Annotated in this window: 13 protein-coding genes; 5 read left to right on the top strand and 8 right to left on the bottom strand. The window is 60.8% G+C overall.

Features of this window, described 5'->3' with window-relative positions:
- From F758_RS51445 to F758_RS0135040, 3 genes are all read right to left on the bottom strand, one after another.
- The coding region (locus F758_RS51445; RefSeq protein WP_210200103.1) for a hypothetical protein at positions 1 to 223 on the bottom strand (223 nt) is incomplete at its 3' end.
- Positions 224 to 1,112: 889 nt separating this feature from the next.
- Positions 1,113 to 2,366: a T6SS phospholipase effector Tle1-like catalytic domain-containing protein gene (locus F758_RS0135045; protein ID WP_024512236.1), complete on the bottom strand. Its 1,254-nt coding sequence runs from the start codon at positions 2,364 to 2,366 to the stop codon at positions 1,113 to 1,115.
- Positions 2,367 to 2,783: 417 nt separating this feature from the next.
- The gene (locus F758_RS0135040; protein ID WP_024512235.1) at positions 2,784 to 3,116 is read right to left on the bottom strand and encodes a PRC-barrel domain-containing protein; all 333 of its coding nucleotides are present in this window, start codon (positions 3,114 to 3,116) and stop codon (positions 2,784 to 2,786) included.
- 280 nt (positions 3,117 to 3,396) lie between these two features.
- Here F758_RS0135040 and F758_RS0135035 point away from each other — a divergent pair, with 280 nt between their 5' ends.
- From F758_RS0135035 to F758_RS0135020, 3 genes are all read left to right on the top strand, one after another.
- The gene (locus tag F758_RS0135035; RefSeq protein ID WP_024512234.1) at positions 3,397 to 3,678 is read left to right on the top strand and encodes a type II toxin-antitoxin system RelE/ParE family toxin; all 282 of its coding nucleotides are present in this window, start codon (positions 3,397 to 3,399) and stop codon (positions 3,676 to 3,678) included.
- Between the two features lie 32 nt (positions 3,679 to 3,710).
- Positions 3,711 to 4,016: a HigA family addiction module antitoxin gene (locus tag F758_RS0135030; protein WP_024512233.1), complete on the top strand. Its 306-nt coding sequence runs from the start codon at positions 3,711 to 3,713 to the stop codon at positions 4,014 to 4,016.
- A gap of 197 nt (positions 4,017 to 4,213) precedes the next feature.
- Positions 4,214 to 4,690 carry a type II 3-dehydroquinate dehydratase gene (locus F758_RS0135020; protein ID WP_024512232.1) on the top strand — a complete coding sequence of 159 codons (477 nt, stop codon included), beginning with the start codon at positions 4,214 to 4,216 and terminating at the stop codon, positions 4,688 to 4,690.
- 91 nt (positions 4,691 to 4,781) lie between these two features.
- Here the strand turns inward: F758_RS0135020 and F758_RS50170 are convergent, their stop codons facing one another.
- From F758_RS50170 to rpmB, 5 genes are all read right to left on the bottom strand, one after another.
- Positions 4,782 to 5,654 carry a hypothetical protein gene (locus F758_RS50170; protein ID WP_157450306.1) on the bottom strand — a complete coding sequence of 291 codons (873 nt, stop codon included), beginning with the start codon at positions 5,652 to 5,654 and terminating at the stop codon, positions 4,782 to 4,784.
- Between the two features lie 60 nt (positions 5,655 to 5,714).
- Positions 5,715 to 6,953 carry a class I SAM-dependent methyltransferase gene (locus tag F758_RS50165; protein ID WP_157450305.1) on the bottom strand — a complete coding sequence of 413 codons (1,239 nt, stop codon included), beginning with the start codon at positions 6,951 to 6,953 and terminating at the stop codon, positions 5,715 to 5,717.
- Positions 6,954 to 7,028: 75 nt separating this feature from the next.
- Entirely contained in the window at positions 7,029 to 7,505 is a 477-nt protein-coding gene (locus F758_RS0135000; protein WP_024512228.1) for a hypothetical protein, read from the bottom strand.
- The gene (locus F758_RS0134995; RefSeq protein ID WP_024512227.1) at positions 7,495 to 9,138 is read right to left on the bottom strand and encodes a Z1 domain-containing protein; all 1,644 of its coding nucleotides are present in this window, start codon (positions 9,136 to 9,138) and stop codon (positions 7,495 to 7,497) included. Before F758_RS0134995 ends, F758_RS0135000 begins: the two co-directional genes overlap by 11 nt.
- A gap of 68 nt (positions 9,139 to 9,206) precedes the next feature.
- Positions 9,207 to 9,515, bottom strand: coding sequence for a 50S ribosomal protein L28 (gene rpmB, locus F758_RS0134990; protein ID WP_024512226.1), 309 nt, complete (start codon positions 9,513 to 9,515; stop codon positions 9,207 to 9,209).
- 412 nt (positions 9,516 to 9,927) lie between these two features.
- On the opposite strand from rpmB, the gene F758_RS0134985 reads away from it, so the two are divergent.
- Both F758_RS0134985 and F758_RS0134980 read left to right on the top strand, forming a co-directional pair.
- A complete protein-coding gene (locus F758_RS0134985) occupies positions 9,928 to 10,746 on the top strand; it encodes a DUF3108 domain-containing protein (protein ID WP_051387132.1) in 819 nt (272 codons plus the stop codon).
- Between the two features lie 727 nt (positions 10,747 to 11,473).
- Positions 11,474 to 14,965, top strand: coding sequence for a helicase-related protein (locus F758_RS0134980; RefSeq protein WP_024512224.1), 3,492 nt, complete (start codon positions 11,474 to 11,476; stop codon positions 14,963 to 14,965).
- Positions 14,966 to 15,020: the final 55 nt, after the last annotated feature.

Raw genomic sequence — 15,020 nt, 5'->3', positions numbered from 1 at the left:
GTCTAAAGCGCGATGGGATTAGGTCGAATCGCCATCGCGCTTTAGATTCTTGTTTGAGCATGATCTTTTCGGAAAACCGCTTCACACTTTTCCGGATCATGCTCTGATCCGTCATCCCCGCGCAAACGGCTTCGCCGTTTGTCGCTGGAGGCGCGAGCCACCGGGTCCGCGCGAAGCCCGGCCCGATGACAGGCTCCACGAGCCTCGAAGGATAGACGGCCACGCTGCAGCATCGGGGCCGTTCATCCTTCGAGACGCGCTTCGCGCTCCTCAGAATGACGGGGATGAAGCTGACCGCTCAGCTACTGCTCCGATTCGATTTTCAAACAGCAGTCGCCGTCATTGCGAGGAGCCAACGGCTCGCGCGAACGCGCGAGCGATGACAGGCTCCGCGACGAAGCAATCCAGACTGCACCCGCAGAGAAAGTCTGGATTGCTTCGCTTCGCTCGCAATGACGAGCGAGAGACATGCGTTCGCGTTCTCGCGGCGACTTTCGCCCGAGTTTTGCATCTCCTCTTCCCTCTCGATAACAGAGGGCGCAGGGAAGGCCGGGTGTCCGCCGCACCCATGGCCCCGTGTGCGGCAGATGCGCTAAGAAATGCACACGGGTGATAACCACAGGTACAGCCGGGTTCACACCGGCCTTCCCTGCGCAGTGGTTTACGGCTTACTTCGAGCTCTCCCCGGTGAGCCAGACTTTGTTGTCACCGTCATCAGCGCGATGCGCTTACGCATCTTCGCGACTTAGCGCCAGCCTTGGGGCGCCAGGACCACACGACTTCGCCGTCCGCGAAAGATGCCGTTCGTCCTGGCACCCTCGCGTCCACCGCATCCCGCACTCAACGTCCGTGACGACGCGTACGCCCCTCTTGCCGAGGCGAGACGCGAACGAGGATGCGACTGATTTGGGGGGATCGCAAAGCGATTTATTTTTCACGCGAAATCTTGAACGGGCTAATCAGCTTGATGCAGCTTGCAAAATTAGTTTTTGCGCGCAGGCGATTTGGGCCGTGACGAAGGTCACCTCTCCCCGCCGGGGAGAGGTGTATGGAGTCCGGGGATGGGCCAATGAGTCTAAATAGAGGTCTGGTCAACCCTCGTCTCATCACCGCTAACTCCCCTCCGGTCCCACCGGCATCGGCACCGTCTCGAACTTGAGCGGCAGGTTCACCGGCTTGTAGTCCGGCAGCGCCTCCATGCGCCTCAGCACGGATTCATGGATGAAGGCGCCTTCCGGAATGAGCCGCGGCTCGGCATCCGGGATGTAGAAGCCGAAATGGGATTTTCGCTCCGGCCATTCCTTGTATTTGTCCTTCTTCGGCAGGTATTCGAGAATGCGCCAGGCCGCTGTCATCGAATTATGCGCCTCGCCGCGGACGCAAGGCTTGACATAGGTGAACGGGCTGCCCTTGCGCTGCACGCCCCAGGCGAGCTGATTGACCGTCTGCTGATTGACGGTGAGGCCGCATCGCACCGCCTCGTCGATCATCCAGAGCAGCGGATATTTTGAAAGCGCGCTTTCCTTTTCGGCATAGCCGCCGCCGACATCGCCATGCACGCCGGCGAACCAGACCTGCTTGATATCCTGCGGCTCGGCCTTGGCGTCGTTGAAGCGGTTGTGCGCAAAAGTCTGCGGCTCCTCCCACTTCTTCAGGCGGAACATGCAGCGCCGCTCGTCGATCGAGATCGCCTGGCGGAAGATTTTTACGCTCGGATTGGCGATCGTGAACGCCAGCTCCTCCAGGCTCGGCCAGTACAGCCGGTCAGGCCGGGGCACGATCACGCTCGCCACCGTGTCCCAGACGCCGACGAAGTGAATGGTCGGCCAGCGCGAGGACAGGATGCGCGCGAACTGCGCCGCCTGGTCGTAGCGGCTCACCGGCAGCGGGCCCTCATCGTCGGCCGCCTCCAGCAGCGGTTTCGGGGCTTCCTGCTGTCCACTGCTGGAGAACTGCTTGTAGGCGGTGAGCCCGGAGCCCGCGAGATTGACCTGCTGCGGGCGAATGAGCCCGACCTTGTGGATCAGCCCCGCCAGCACGCGCACCGCATAGGCGCCGCGGGAAAAGCCGAACAGAAAGATGTGATCGCCGTCCTCGTAGTTGTGCACCAGGAATTCGTAAGACGCGAGCACGTTGTCATCGAGGCCATAGCCGGTGGCGAGCCCGAGGATGGCGACGAAATCCTGCCGCAGCTTGTGCCAGGGGTCGGGCCGCGCCAGCGTGCCGACACCGGGATCGTAGAACACCGCCTGGAACGGCTGTGTCTTCGGCGTCTTGCGCATGCAGCGATAGAGCTTGAGGACATTGGAAATGTTCTCGCTGATCTCGTTGCCGGTCCCGTCGCAGCAGATGACGATGTTCTTCATGGCTGTCTCCCCCGTGCTGCTCCCTCATGCTACCTGGGCGAGCATAGCGCAGATTTACGAAAGTTGTTGTGCCTCCATGCCCCTCGCCAAAAGGAGCCGCGGTCTGCTCACCTCTCCCCCGGTTGGGGAGAGGCCGGATTGCATCGTCAGATGCGGTGAGGGGGATTTGGTCTCTCGAGGGACCGCAATCCCTCCCTCGATTTGTGCCGGACGATGCTTCGCATCGCCGGGAGCAAATCCACCTCTCCCCCCGGGAGAGGTGGACCGAGCTCGCAGCACCATCACCGGAGTTGCAGGGCGCGGCAAAGGCGCGTCGGCGCCATGCCCATCGTGGTCGTTGCGATCGGAAGCGGTGGGCACGCTTCCGCCTTCCCTCGTCGAGCTTCGGCGCGACGAGTCGCTTTGCGCACCCTCCAGCTAAACCGTCCAGTATTGCGGGTGCGGGTAGGATCGCGAGCGGTCGCCCCAGTCGAAGGCGTCGCCGTCGAACTCGCACGGGCTGGCGCGCAGCTCGTCCAGCGTCAGCCCGGTCTCGAACGCCTGGCGCTGAGGATTGAACTTGAGCGCGCTCCACTGGATGGGATGATGATGGTGGGTGCCGAGCAGCCCGCCGGTCCTGACCACCGCGTAGGCAACCGTTCCGCTCACCTTGTCGAGCATCAGCCGCTCGATCGTGCCGAGCCTCGCCCCGTCGCGCCCGTAAACGGCGACGTGCTCCACACGATCGCTGGGAACCATGGTATGAGACATGACGTCCTCCCTGGCGTCTTCCCTGTTCTGTTGTTGCGAAATTATAGCACGAACGAATGGGCCGGGATGGCTCGTCGCGTGTTCGATGCGGCGCACAAATCACCAGACGGGCCGGTGGCGGGCGGCGTTGGGCAGCCTGGTCGCCCACCGCGTCGTGTGGCTAACAGCCTTGTCAAACAACCGGCCCTGGCCGAGATTCCCAATCGACGGCGCCACGCGTGTATCATGTCGCGATACATTTGGCTCGACTTATGTATCGCATTATGATACATGAGAAGATGTGATCCGGAGCTTCAAAGATGAGCGGACAAGGGCAGCCTTTGAGGGTGTCGCTGCGAAGGGCTTCCCCGCCGATCTACTCGCGGTCACGCGGCGGAAGCTTGGCTATCTGAACGCGGCGACGACGTTGAACGATCTTAAGGCTCCTCCTGGAAATCGATTGGAGGCTCTCAGGGGCGATCGACGGGGGCAGCATTCAATCCGGGTGAACGATCAGTGGCGCATTTGCTTTGTTTGGACGGTGGAGGGGCCGAAAGACGTCGAGTTCGTCGACTATCATTAGCCCGCACCGGGTGATCAAAGGGAGAATTGTATATGGCCAAGAAGCTTCCGCCGATGCATCCCGGCGAAGTCCTGCGCGAGGAATTTCTCATTCCGTTGGGCTTGTCGGCCGGCGCGCTCGCAAAAGCGTGTGGCGTTCCGCGCACCCGTATCGAAAGAATTGCCAACGAAGAGACTGCAATCACCGCCGATACTGCGCTGCGGCTCGGCAAGGCGCTCGGCACATCGGCGCAGCTCTGGCTGAACTTGCAGAACGAATTCGATATGCGGACAGCAAAAAGTCGTATCGGAAAAGAGCTGGACAAGATCAGCCCGGTGACCGGCCAAGAGGCTGCGTAGATGACAGGTCGTGTAGGACGGGCAAAGGCTCGCCAGCGCCGTGCCCACCGCGGTCGCGGCGGACAGCGCGAGCGGTGGGCACGCTTGCGCTTTGCCCACCCTACAACCCGGCGTTCGCCATCAATCCGTTGATCGAATCAGGCTGCCGCTTAAGTTGAACGGCGTCAGGCTGGCCGCCAATCCCCGGGGAGGACACCATGCGCATCATGATCATCAACGGCCCCAACCTCAATTTGCTCGGCGTGCGTGAGCCGCATATCTACGGCTCGACCACGCTGGACGCGATCAAGGCCTCATGCGCCGAGTTCGCCGCCTTTGCCGGCGTACAGCTCGCCTTCCACCAGTCGAACCACGAAGGCGTGCTGGTCGATCTCATCCAGTCCGCCCGCCAGGAGGCCGACGCGCTGATCATCAACCCCGCCGCCTATTCCTTCACCTCGATCGCGATGTACGACGCGCTGAAGATTTTCGAGGGGCCGATCTACGAGGTCCACATCTCCAACATCCACGCGAGAGACGAACTGCATCGGCATTCGAAGCTCTCGGCGGCGGTCAAGGGCGTGATCGCGGGGCTCGGGCCATATGGGTATATTGTCGCCATGCAGGCGGCGCTGCAGGTGGCGGGGAGGTTGCCGGAGACGCTGCCGGAGGCGATGCGGGTGGGGCCGAGGTGAAAGAAGGAGGATCGCTGCGCCGTCTGCGCGTAGATGGCGCGATCCGTGGTGCTCTGCCGGAGGACCTTAGCTGCGCGGGGCCGGGCTTCACCTACTTGGTCGCAAATAAGAGCTGGATACCTAGGGGCCAGAGTTCGAGACCGAGCGCTGCCGCCACCGCGTCTTCTTCACTTCGCGCCCGCCCTCTTAGTTTTTCGAGACGGTGGTCACGTTCATCCCGCCTAATCTGATCAGGAACACGTTCGTCCATCGCCAATTCAACAATCTCTGATTCTTCGCCCGAGTCGGCGATGCCAGTGCGTCGTCTTATTGCTGATCTATCTTCAAGCCCAATGTAAATCCTATGTACGGTTTGCCCCAGATTCCTTTGGCCGCTCTCCATTCGCGAGGCGATGTCACGAGCTATCGTTTCAGGTTGTGCATCTCGGAGTGGGGCCGGTTCTGAGCAGATATGAACACTACTTCGATCGTAGACGATTCGATGCGGCCCGTCCGGCGAGCCTTTCGAGACCAGCGCTCCTCGAATTTCACCTGGGGGGACCATCACGGAGCGTTGCAATACCTCGCCATTCTCGAAAAAACTAACGTACTTCGGCCAATCAGAAAAGCGTGGCGCAACGTAATATGCCTCGGCGCCGTCTACTTGGGCTTTCAATAGCGTCTCATATTGTCCGTCGGGCTCACCTGTATCTATGCTGAACCGAAAAAATGGTTTTTCAAGTGCTGGGGCGGGATAACGCTTATCGACACGGACAAATCGGTGCAACGACTGTCCAAGTTTGAATTGGAGAAGAAGTGGCACGCCTCTACTACCGAAGCCGACATCGAAGCCGATCTGCTTCTCTTGGAGAAGACTTGGCATGAACGGTACAGTGCGAACGCCAACATCGGCGAGGAGCTGCTCCGTCTCTCGAGTTACGCCGTAGCAAGAAAATTCTGAAAGGCGCTCGTGCAGATCGATCATTGTTTCAATCGTTTCTTCAGCGTCTGAAGACTGCGTCTCTCCTAGGAGGAGCGACTTCGCTCATGGAGATTTGCAAAACGATAGGATTACCTCGCGCCGCATTCGGCCGTTAAGTGCGACCCGTGCACTTCGGGTCGACGGCGGTGGTAGGTATCTGCGGTTGGCGGGAAGCGTGCGCGCTCGTCGATTTTCAGTAGAGAGACCTGATTGCTCGGCAACAGCAACTACGATCTTCGCGTTCGGAATGAACGTGCCGCGAATCGTGTTCTCACCGACTACGTATACCGCCTTTCCCCCAGGAGAGAGGACGCGTGCGGCTTCTCGCACTGCGCTCCGCATGTCTTTGATGTAGTGGGCAAGAATCGCTTCATGTCGCCCAGAAAGCTTGGGACTTAGTTTCAGATCTGAGATAATTTGTTGGATATCCTTGTCGTCCTGAGCGGATTCATCACTAGTCTCGGAGCCGACACTTTCTGTGCGAATATCTCCTAGTGCTCCAACTGTGTGTCCCATCCAAACAAGTGAGAATTTGCTACATCGCATGTAGTCAATCGCATTTAGATAGGGCGGCGAGGTCAAGACCAGATCAATCGTCCCGGTCGCGATCGGTAAGCTGCGGGCATCTCCCAGAGAGACTCGCGTCGCAGGACCTCGCTTCAGCTGATCAATCCGAATGGTATTCTTGAGTACATGGTCAACCGCGGCAACAAACTTGTTAAACGGCTTGATAGGGGCCCGTTGAAACGCTTTATGCGGCCGACTGTGAGATAAATCCAACGCCAAGGATGCTCCGGCCTGCTTTGTTATGATGAGTCGCGAGAAGGCACACCACAGCGCGTCGCGAATGTGACTATCTCTGACACGATGTATTGCGTCCGCGAGCGCCGCTAGTTGACGGCGCGCATAATCGTCAAACCAATATCGAACAAAACTCCGCGTGTCTGCGTCTGCATGGGAAGGATAAGCGTCGCTGGCGCGGCGAACGCTAAAATCGCCCTTTGCTCGCTCAAGTACCGCGGCTGCTTGAGCCTTAACTTTGGCTGGGTCCACCGCGGTAGTCCAAACGCGCGCAAGAAGAACTGCAAGAGGGTCAATATCGATGCCAAAAGCCATATGACCCCGCGCACGCGCGACGGCTAACACGGTTCCCGAACCCATCATCGGGTCAAGTACTCGGATGGGTTCGGGCTCGGCAGCAAGTACGTCGAGCGCAATTCCAGGAGCCATTCGGGCTGGAAATGGATGGACGGGATCGCGGCCTAGCGTTTCATGGATAGTCTTCTTATAGGCCTTACTCATCGTAATCCTCTCGACCCGAGGATCGGCGCGTTTGAGCGAGAAGAGCGTCCATCGCCGCCCCCTGAGGCGATGGCATTAAACCGCTGCATATCGTTCCCTCGCACGGACCTTCAGAGTCTCAGGAATTGTGCCTATTCCTCTGGAGATCTTATATTTCAGCTCTCCTCTGTTCCCGGCCAGCTCGTATTGGGTGCGCGGCGGCCGCGATATACTTACCCAAGCGTTCTCACTCTCCTGAAAGCTGACGATCGAGTGCAAGTCTGCAAATGACAACGTTACGAGCCCATCCGTCCCACAGACAAAGACAACGAATGAGTCGGAGAATTTGTGCTCAAGATCGAGTAGGTCGGCAGCCTGCTCGATCGTGAACGTGAACCGCCACGGCGACATCCTCTTGGAGGAATGTTTGATGTAGACCCCGAGCCTGCCGTTCACCACAAAGGCATTGATGCGTCCCTCACGGACAAATGGCCGAAATGAGACGGAATAGTCGGCCTCGAGGGCCAAGTGCCGGAGAACCACCCCCTGATAGAACTCGTAGTCATCGAGCATTTTTTTGGTTCTTCAAGAAGCTGATATTGCCGTTGAATTTGTAGATTAGTCGCGCCTTGTCTTTCGAGTTGTAAAAAATCTTGAAGTGGTGCACTGCGTCAGGAAAGTCACGTTGAACCTGACCGAACAACCCCTTAGTTCGCTCGATTTTGTCCTTATCAGCGTCTTTCATGTTCTCGATCGTGCTAGATGGATGAAGTGCTATAGAGCTCAGTCCATTAGGAAGGATTCGCTGAACATACCGTATCAGATAGTCTGGAAGAGCGTCGTTTCCGATCTTGGCTTGCAGTAGCTTGAGCTTGCTCAATGAATCGCTGTTTCCGCGAGCGATTCGCTCGACTTCAGGCGAATAGTCGAAGATGGGGAAGGACATCTCGCCTTTGTCCAGAAGTACATTTGCTTTGTCGATGCTGCTTGATGCCACGGCGGCAATGCGCTGATCCGCGAGCCAGACAGGAGATCCTTTCTTCGTCTTAATTGCTTCAAGTGCAAGTTTGTGAAAGACGAAGCACCGGTGCCAATCAAGATAGAGCTGCTGGGGTATAGTCAGTTCGAAGTGAGGAAGATGCTTCTTCCTTGATCCAAACATACGAGCGCGCTGGATGTACGTGTCCTGCTGTATCTTGTGCTTCGAGTCTCGAGTGAAAAACATCGACAGTAGATTGTCGAAGGTGACACCCCGCGACACGATGTTGCCGCCAATCACGAATGTAAACATAGCTGCAGGGGAGGTTGCCGACTTGAAGTCGACGTTCTTATCCCTCTCGCTGTTCATTATGATTGTAGTGGTCTGATCACAATATTTGACAATGTAGGCAAGGATTCGGGCCGCTTGCTCCGCGCCGTAAAGTTTGGTCGCAATTCTATCGATCTCGTTTGTGTACGCTTCAAATTTTTTCGAATGAAAGTCAGCCAATGCATTCATAACGTCGTCAATAGGCTTCTTATCCGACTTGTGGTCGAGCTTCTTGCCGCTCGTGTGTATAAGCATCGAGAAATTTTCGTCGACGCCGGTGGATAGGTTAAGTGCAGCCACCCGGACCAGAAATCGGAAAATCGCCTCTCGCAAATACTTCGGGCTATCGTCGGTGTCGGGTAACGTGTGCAGTGAGAAGCTGACCTCTGCGTCGAGAGGGAAAAATACGTCCTGGCCAGTGTAAGCGTCGTGAGGTGGAAAATTGACCCACTTCTCGTTGTCGTTATCGAAAGTGTTGTTTAGGTCCAATCGCGCCGGCGTTGCGGTTACGCCGACATAGATCCCGTCATCGTTGATGAGTTGCTTGATCAACGCGTTGATTCGCGTCACGTCACCTTTATTGATCAGTGCATTCGGCGTAGCGAAATCGGCCTCATCATCGATTATTACCTTGTCTCGGATTCTTTCCAGCTTCTGATTTAGCTTTGTCAGGTCACTTGCATTCTTCTTGCAAAAGATCACGTGAAAGCCAGAGGAGAGTGAGTATTCTGGATCGATTACGTCGGAGAAGTTTCGGGCTGCGGGCGACAGTTTTGACCGTTGAAAGCGGTCTAAGTTTTGTTGAAGCCGGGTGTTTGTTCCACCGCAAGAGATGTCCTTTAGGACCTTGGTATTCCCTAAACGCAAAACGGCCGGGTCTTTCGACCCGGCCGCCACTTAGAACTCAACGCTTAAGCCTACGCGACTAGACGCTACTTGCCCCTAGCCCCAGCTCGTAAAACTCTTCAGCTCGCCTGCTGCTGCGGCTGCGCTCCGCCGACCTTCTTCTCGATCTGGCGCTTGATCTCGAGCGCGCGCGGGGAGAGGGTGTCGGCCTTGGCTTTGAGGAGATACGCGTCAAGCCCGCCATTGTGGTCGACGCTCTTGATCGCGCTGGTGGAGACGCGCAGGCGCACGTTGCGGCCGAGTGCATCGGAGATGAAGGTCACGTTGCACAGGTTCGGCAGGAAGCGCCGCTTGGTCTTGATGTTGGAGTGGCTGACCTTGTGGCCCACCTGGGGACCCTTGGCCGTCAGTTCGCAGCGCCGTGACATCGCAAAATCCTCTTCCATCCCAGCCAGCTCACAGCCCGTGATCGGGCGGCCGCAGGGGTCAAAATTCATCGGTCCTACCGGGAGTGCGCGGACGTATAGGGCGCAATGGCCGATCCGTCAAGTTTTCGAGCCCGCAAGGGTTGCGAAATGGCCATATCTCGCAGGCATTTCCGATGCTTAACGGATCATATAAAGGGCGCATTCGGGACCGATCTTCGCTTCCGAAATGTTCCCGGCGCTGGACCCCTGTTGGACCGATTTTGGCATAAGGCCGCCGGCCGCCTTGGTTTTTTGCTCCGTTTCCTGTGTTGATGACAGTTCAAACCAAACGATCGCGCCGGCAGCAGGATTGCCTTCCGTGACCCCGGAACGTCCGATCTCGGCCCGGCCGGCCCGCCGCTGGTCGGCGTTCCTGCTGCTCGCGAGCGTCTGCGCAAGCCTGGCCTTCTCCGGCGCGCTGCCGGGCGCCGCGCATGCCCAGGCGCGGGTGGATGCGCAATATGAGGCGACGCTGGCCGGAATTCCCATCGGCCGCGGCTCCTGGACCATCGACATCGGCGACGACCAATATTCGGCCTCCGCCTTCGGCGGCACGGCCGGGCTGTTGAAAGCGATCGCCAACTCCTCCGGCACCGGTGCCGCGCAAGGGCGCGTCGTCAACGGCGCCCTGGTTGCGACCAATTACACCGCCTCGACCACGACCTCGAAGAAGACCGAGGCGATCCACATCGTGCTCAACAACGGCACCGTGAAGGAATACGGCATCGATCCGACCCCGCCGGTCGATCCCGACCGCGTTCCGGTCACCGATGCGCATCGCAAGGGCGTGTTCGATCCGATGACGGCCTCGCTGCTGCGCGTATCAGGCACCGGCGATCCGCTGTCGCCCGATGCCTGCCGCACCAGCGCCGCGGTGTTCGACGGCCGCATGCGCTACGAGCTCTCGCTCGACTACAAGCGCATGAGCATGGTGAAGGCGGAAAAGGGCTATTACGGTCCCGCGGTGGTCTGCGCCATCTACTTCAAGCCGATCGCGGGCTACATCCCGGACCGCCCGGTGATCAAATATCTCTCCACCGCACGCAACATCGAGGTCACGTTCGTGCCGATCCCGGGCACGCGGTTCCTGGTGCCGTTCCGCATGGTGGTGCCGACGCCCTTCGGCACGGGTGTGCTGGAGGCGACGCAGTTCATCACCCAGGCCAATCCGAAGAATCCGAAGACGCAGTAGCGTTGCTGCGCTTGGCGCCGCCTTGGCGCGGCCAAACCTCCGCACCGTCATTCCGGGGCGCTCGCGGCGGCGAGCGAACCCGGAATCCGGAGGTTGTGGCGCGAGATGCACACCGAACCCGGAATCTCGAGGTTCCGGGTTCGATGCTTGCGCATCGCCCCGGAACGACGGTGCCTGCGGTAGAGTCGGAATCCTGTTGACTCTTTGCCGCTTCTGATTCGACTCCGGCGCATCAAGAATTTAAGAAATTCGCAGCCAAAATCCGCAGCTGTGGGCGGCGGCAAAACCTCATCTAGTGCGGGGTTTCGGTTCCCTCCCGAGATGTTGCGGTGAACGAAGCCGGAAATGGGATGGAGTCAGCGATTCGGCCGCGATTCGTTCTAGACTCGTTCCAGAGCTTAAGCGGGGACCCTATATCCGTAGCAAAGTGAGACAGTTGCGGGCCCGGAGCCCGCATCGTATTCGCAATTTCCGGATTTGCTCCCCATCTTGTTTCTTGATGAAGTGCCAGGGCACGAGCGTGTTAGATCGAAAAGGATTTCCAACTATCCCCGTCACCCTGATGAGGCCGCAACGCGGCCGTCTCGAAGGGCGACGGCCCGGCTCTCGCAGCGGGGCCGTTCATCCTTCGAGGCTCGCTCGCACCTCCAGCGACAAACGGCTGGCCGTTTGCGCGGGGATGACGGATTTGGCGTAACGCCAGCACCAGCGGAATACCTCACACATTATGGCCCTTTCTCCTTCGTCCTCGTTCACACCGGAGCGCGCTGCAGGCTCCGGCGTGACAGCCGTGCTCGGCCCGACCAACACCGGCAAGACGCATCTTGCGATCGAGCGCATGCTTGCGCATTCCTCCGGCATGATCGGGCTGCCGCTGCGGCTTCTGGCGCGCGAGGTCTATAACAAGATCGCCGATCGCGCCGGCCCCGAGGCCGTGGCGCTGGTCACGGGCGAAGAGAAGATCAAGCCGCGCAATCCGCGCTTCTGGGTCTCGACCGTCGAGGCGATGCCGCGGGATCTCGATGTGTCGTTCCTTGCGGTCGACGAAATCCAGATCGCCGCCGATCTCGAACGCGGCCACGTCTTCACCGACCGCATTCTCAACCGGCGCGGGCGCGACGAGACGCTGCTGCTGGGCGCCGCCACCATGCGCCCGATCATCGAGCGGCTATTGCCCGGCGCGTCCATCGTGACGCGCCCGCGGCTGTCGCAGCTCTCCTTTGCCGGCGATCGCAAGATCACCCGTCAGCCGCGCCGCACCGCGATCGTCGCGTTCTCGGCGGACGAGGTCTACGCGATCGCCGAATTGATCCGGCGCCAGCATGGCGGAGCGGCGGTGGTGCTGGGCTCGCTGTCGCCGCGCACCAGAAACGCGCAAGTGGCGATGTTCCAGAACGGCGACGTCGATTATCTCGTCGCGACCGACGCGATCGGGATGGGGCTCAATCTCGACGTCGATCACGTCGCGTTCGCCTCCGACCGCAAATATGACGGCTATCAGTTCCGCAGGCTCAATCCGGCGGAGTTCGCGCAGATCGCAGGAAGAGCGGGACGCGCCACCCGCGACGGCACGTTCGGTACCACGGGGCGCTGCGCGCCGTTCGAGCCCGAGCTGGTGAATGCTCTGCAGAACCACACATTCGAGGCGGTCAAGGTTCTGCAATGGCGCAATTCGAAGCTTGATTTTTCATCCCTCGGTGCGCTGCAGGTGTCGCTCGCACTGCCGCCCGGTCACGAGGCGTTGACGCGGGCGCCGATCGCCGAGGATCTGCGCGTGCTCGACCACGCCGCGCGCGACGTCGACGTGCGCGACATGGCGCATGGCAAGGCCGCGGTCGAGCGGCTCTGGGACGCCTGCCAGATACCGGATTACCGGAAGCTGTCGCCGGCGGCACATGCCGAATTGGTGACGACTTTGTATGCCTTCCTGATGAAAGGGGGGCGGATCCCGGACGGCTGGTTCGCCGCCCAGGTCGACCAGGCCGATCGTGTCGATGGCGATATCGACACGCTTTCGGGCCGGATCGCGCAGATTCGCACCTGGACCTTTGTCGCCAACCGGCCGGATTGGCTGGCCGATCCGGAGCATTGGCAGGGAATCACGCGCGAAGTTGAAAATAAATTGTCGGACGCGTTGCACGAACGGCTCACGGAGCGTTTCGTTGATCGCCGTACCAGTGTATTGATGCGCCGCCTGCGGGAGAACGTCGTTTTGAATACGGAAATCGGCAAGACCGGCGAAGTCATTGTTGAGGGCCATGCGATCGGCCGGCTCGACGGATTCACTTTTGCACCAGACGCGGCGGAGGCGGGGTCCGACGCCAAGGCGCTGCAGGCCGCGGCGCAACAGGTGCTGGCGCGCGAGATCGACGCACGCGCCGAAAAGCTTGGTAATGCGGCCGACGACCAGTTCGTGCTCACCTCCGACGGTACCATTCGCTGGACCGGGGACGCCGTGGCAAAGCTGGTCGCGGCCGACGACGCCCTGCATCCGCGCATTCGCATCATCGCCGACGAACGATTGACCGGGGCATCGCGCGAAAAAGTGCAGGCGCGGCTCGATCTGTGGCTGAAGACGCATATCGAAAAGCTGCTGGGACCTTTGTTCGAGCTCTCCAAGGCCGAGGACATCACCGGCATCGGGCGCGGTATTGCCTTCCAGCTCGTCGAAGCACTGGGCGTGCTGGAGCGAGCCAGAATCGCATCCGAGATGAAGGATCTCGACCAGCCCTCGCGGGCGGCCTTGCGCAAATATGGCGTGCGGTTCGGCGCCTATCACATCTATTTCCCGGCGCTCTTGAAGCCGGCGGCGCGCGCGCTGGCCTCGCTGCTCTGGGCCTTGAAGCACGACAATGTCGATCTGCAGGCGGTCTCCGGCGCGCAGCACATGGCCTCATCGGGGCGCACCTCTTTCCCGGTCGACAAGACCTTGCCGCGCGATGCCTATCGCGTGCTGGGCTATCGGCAATGTGGCGAGCGCGCCGTGCGCGTCGACATTCTGGAGCGGCTTGCCGATCTCATTCGCCCGGCGCTGGCCTGGCGCGAGAGTTCTCCCGGCGAGAAGCCGGCCGGCGCGTTCGACGGCCGCGGCTTCGTGGTGACGCAGGCGATGACCTCGCTCACGGGCTCGGCGGGCGAGGACTTTGCCTCGATCCTGCGCGCGCTCGGCTATCGCATGGAGCGCCGCCCGCCGCTGCCGCCGAAGCCTGCCGTGGTGACCGAGACGGTCGCCCCCGAGGCGCCGCCGGCTGAAGGCGCCGCCGCGGCACCCGCCGACACGCCGGCGGAGCAGCCTGAGGCGGCCACGGAGCCATCAACAACGGATGCGCTGGTCGAGCCAGTGCTGGAGACGGCGGAACAGCCCGGTAATCTCGCGCCCTCGGCCGCGCTGCTGCCGGAAGTCTCGCCGGTCCCGGTCGGCGAGGAGCCGGAACCGGCGGTCGCGGCAGAGGAAGAGGCTGCGTCGCCCGCATCTGCGGAGGCCGCCACGGCTGCTGACGCAGTTGCGGTTGCCTCCCAAGAGCAGGCACAAGCCGCCGATTCGACCGACGAGGTGGCCGCGATCAGCGAGGCTATGCCTGCGGAAACCGCCGCGGCTGTCGAGGCCGCGACGGCCGAAGCGCCTGTGGCGGAAACCGCGCCCACGGCGGAAGCCGCGCCTGCGGCGGCGGCCGAGCCGCAATTGGTCGAGGTCTGGCGACCCGGCGGCCGCATGGACGAGCGGCGCCCGCGTCACCGCCACCATCGCCATCAGGATCGCAAGCCTGGCGAGCAGGTCGACGCGGCAGCAGCAGGCGAAGCCGGCGAGGGCGAGAAGCGCCAGCATCATCGCCATCACGGGCGGCGGGATTTCCGCAAGAAGGACGGCGCGGAGGCGGCCAGTGGCGCCGAGGGCGCTCAGGCGCGCCAGGGGCGCGAGCGCCGCGACGAGCGTGAGCATCGCGGGGACGGGGAGCGGCCGCGCGAGCGTTTCGGCAAGGATCAGAACCGCGACAAGAAGGGCAAGTTCGGCGGCGAGCGCGACCATGGCGGCCGCGAGCGGGGCCCGCGCGATCATGGCCGCGACAAAGGCGGCCGCGACAAGCGCGACGTCGGTCCGTCGCATCGGCCCTATGCCTCGAGCGCGCCGCGCGAGCGAGAACGCGCCGTCGATCCCAATTCGCCTTTCGCCAAGCTCGCGGCGCTGAAGGAACAGCTCACGGCCAATCGGAAGGACTAGCGTTTTTAAGCGTCGCGGAAACCGGTTCGCGTGAAGACAACGCGTCAAACAGAGG

Source organism: Bradyrhizobium sp. ARR65, from assembly GCF_000472385.1.
Classification (GTDB): domain Bacteria; phylum Pseudomonadota; class Alphaproteobacteria; order Rhizobiales; family Xanthobacteraceae; genus Bradyrhizobium.
This window is presented reverse-complemented; position numbering and strand designations above follow the sequence as displayed.

Bases quoted from the DNA above. Each gene is read 5' to 3' on its own strand.
- F758_RS0134980 (WP_024512224.1), top strand. From the start codon at position 11,474: ATGGCCCTTTCTCCTTCGTCCTCGTTCACACCGGAGCGCGCTGCAGGC.
- F758_RS0135040 (WP_024512235.1), bottom strand. From the start codon at position 3,116: ATGTCTCATACCATGGTTCCCAGCGATCGTGTGGAGCACGTCGCCGTT.
- F758_RS50165 (WP_157450305.1), bottom strand. From the start codon at position 6,953: ATGAGTAAGGCCTATAAGAAGACTATCCATGAAACGCTAGGCCGCGAT.
- F758_RS0135045 (WP_024512236.1), bottom strand. From the start codon at position 2,366: ATGAAGAACATCGTCATCTGCTGCGACGGGACCGGCAACGAGATCAGC.
- F758_RS0135030 (WP_024512233.1), top strand. From the start codon at position 3,711: ATGGCCAAGAAGCTTCCGCCGATGCATCCCGGCGAAGTCCTGCGCGAG.
- F758_RS0135000 (WP_024512228.1), bottom strand. From the start codon at position 7,505: ATGCTCGATGACTACGAGTTCTATCAGGGGGTGGTTCTCCGGCACTTG.
- F758_RS0135020 (WP_024512232.1), top strand. From the start codon at position 4,214: ATGCGCATCATGATCATCAACGGCCCCAACCTCAATTTGCTCGGCGTG.
- rpmB (WP_024512226.1), bottom strand. From the start codon at position 9,515: ATGTCACGGCGCTGCGAACTGACGGCCAAGGGTCCCCAGGTGGGCCAC.
- F758_RS50170 (WP_157450306.1), bottom strand. From the start codon at position 5,654: ATGATCGATCTGCACGAGCGCCTTTCAGAATTTTCTTGCTACGGCGTA.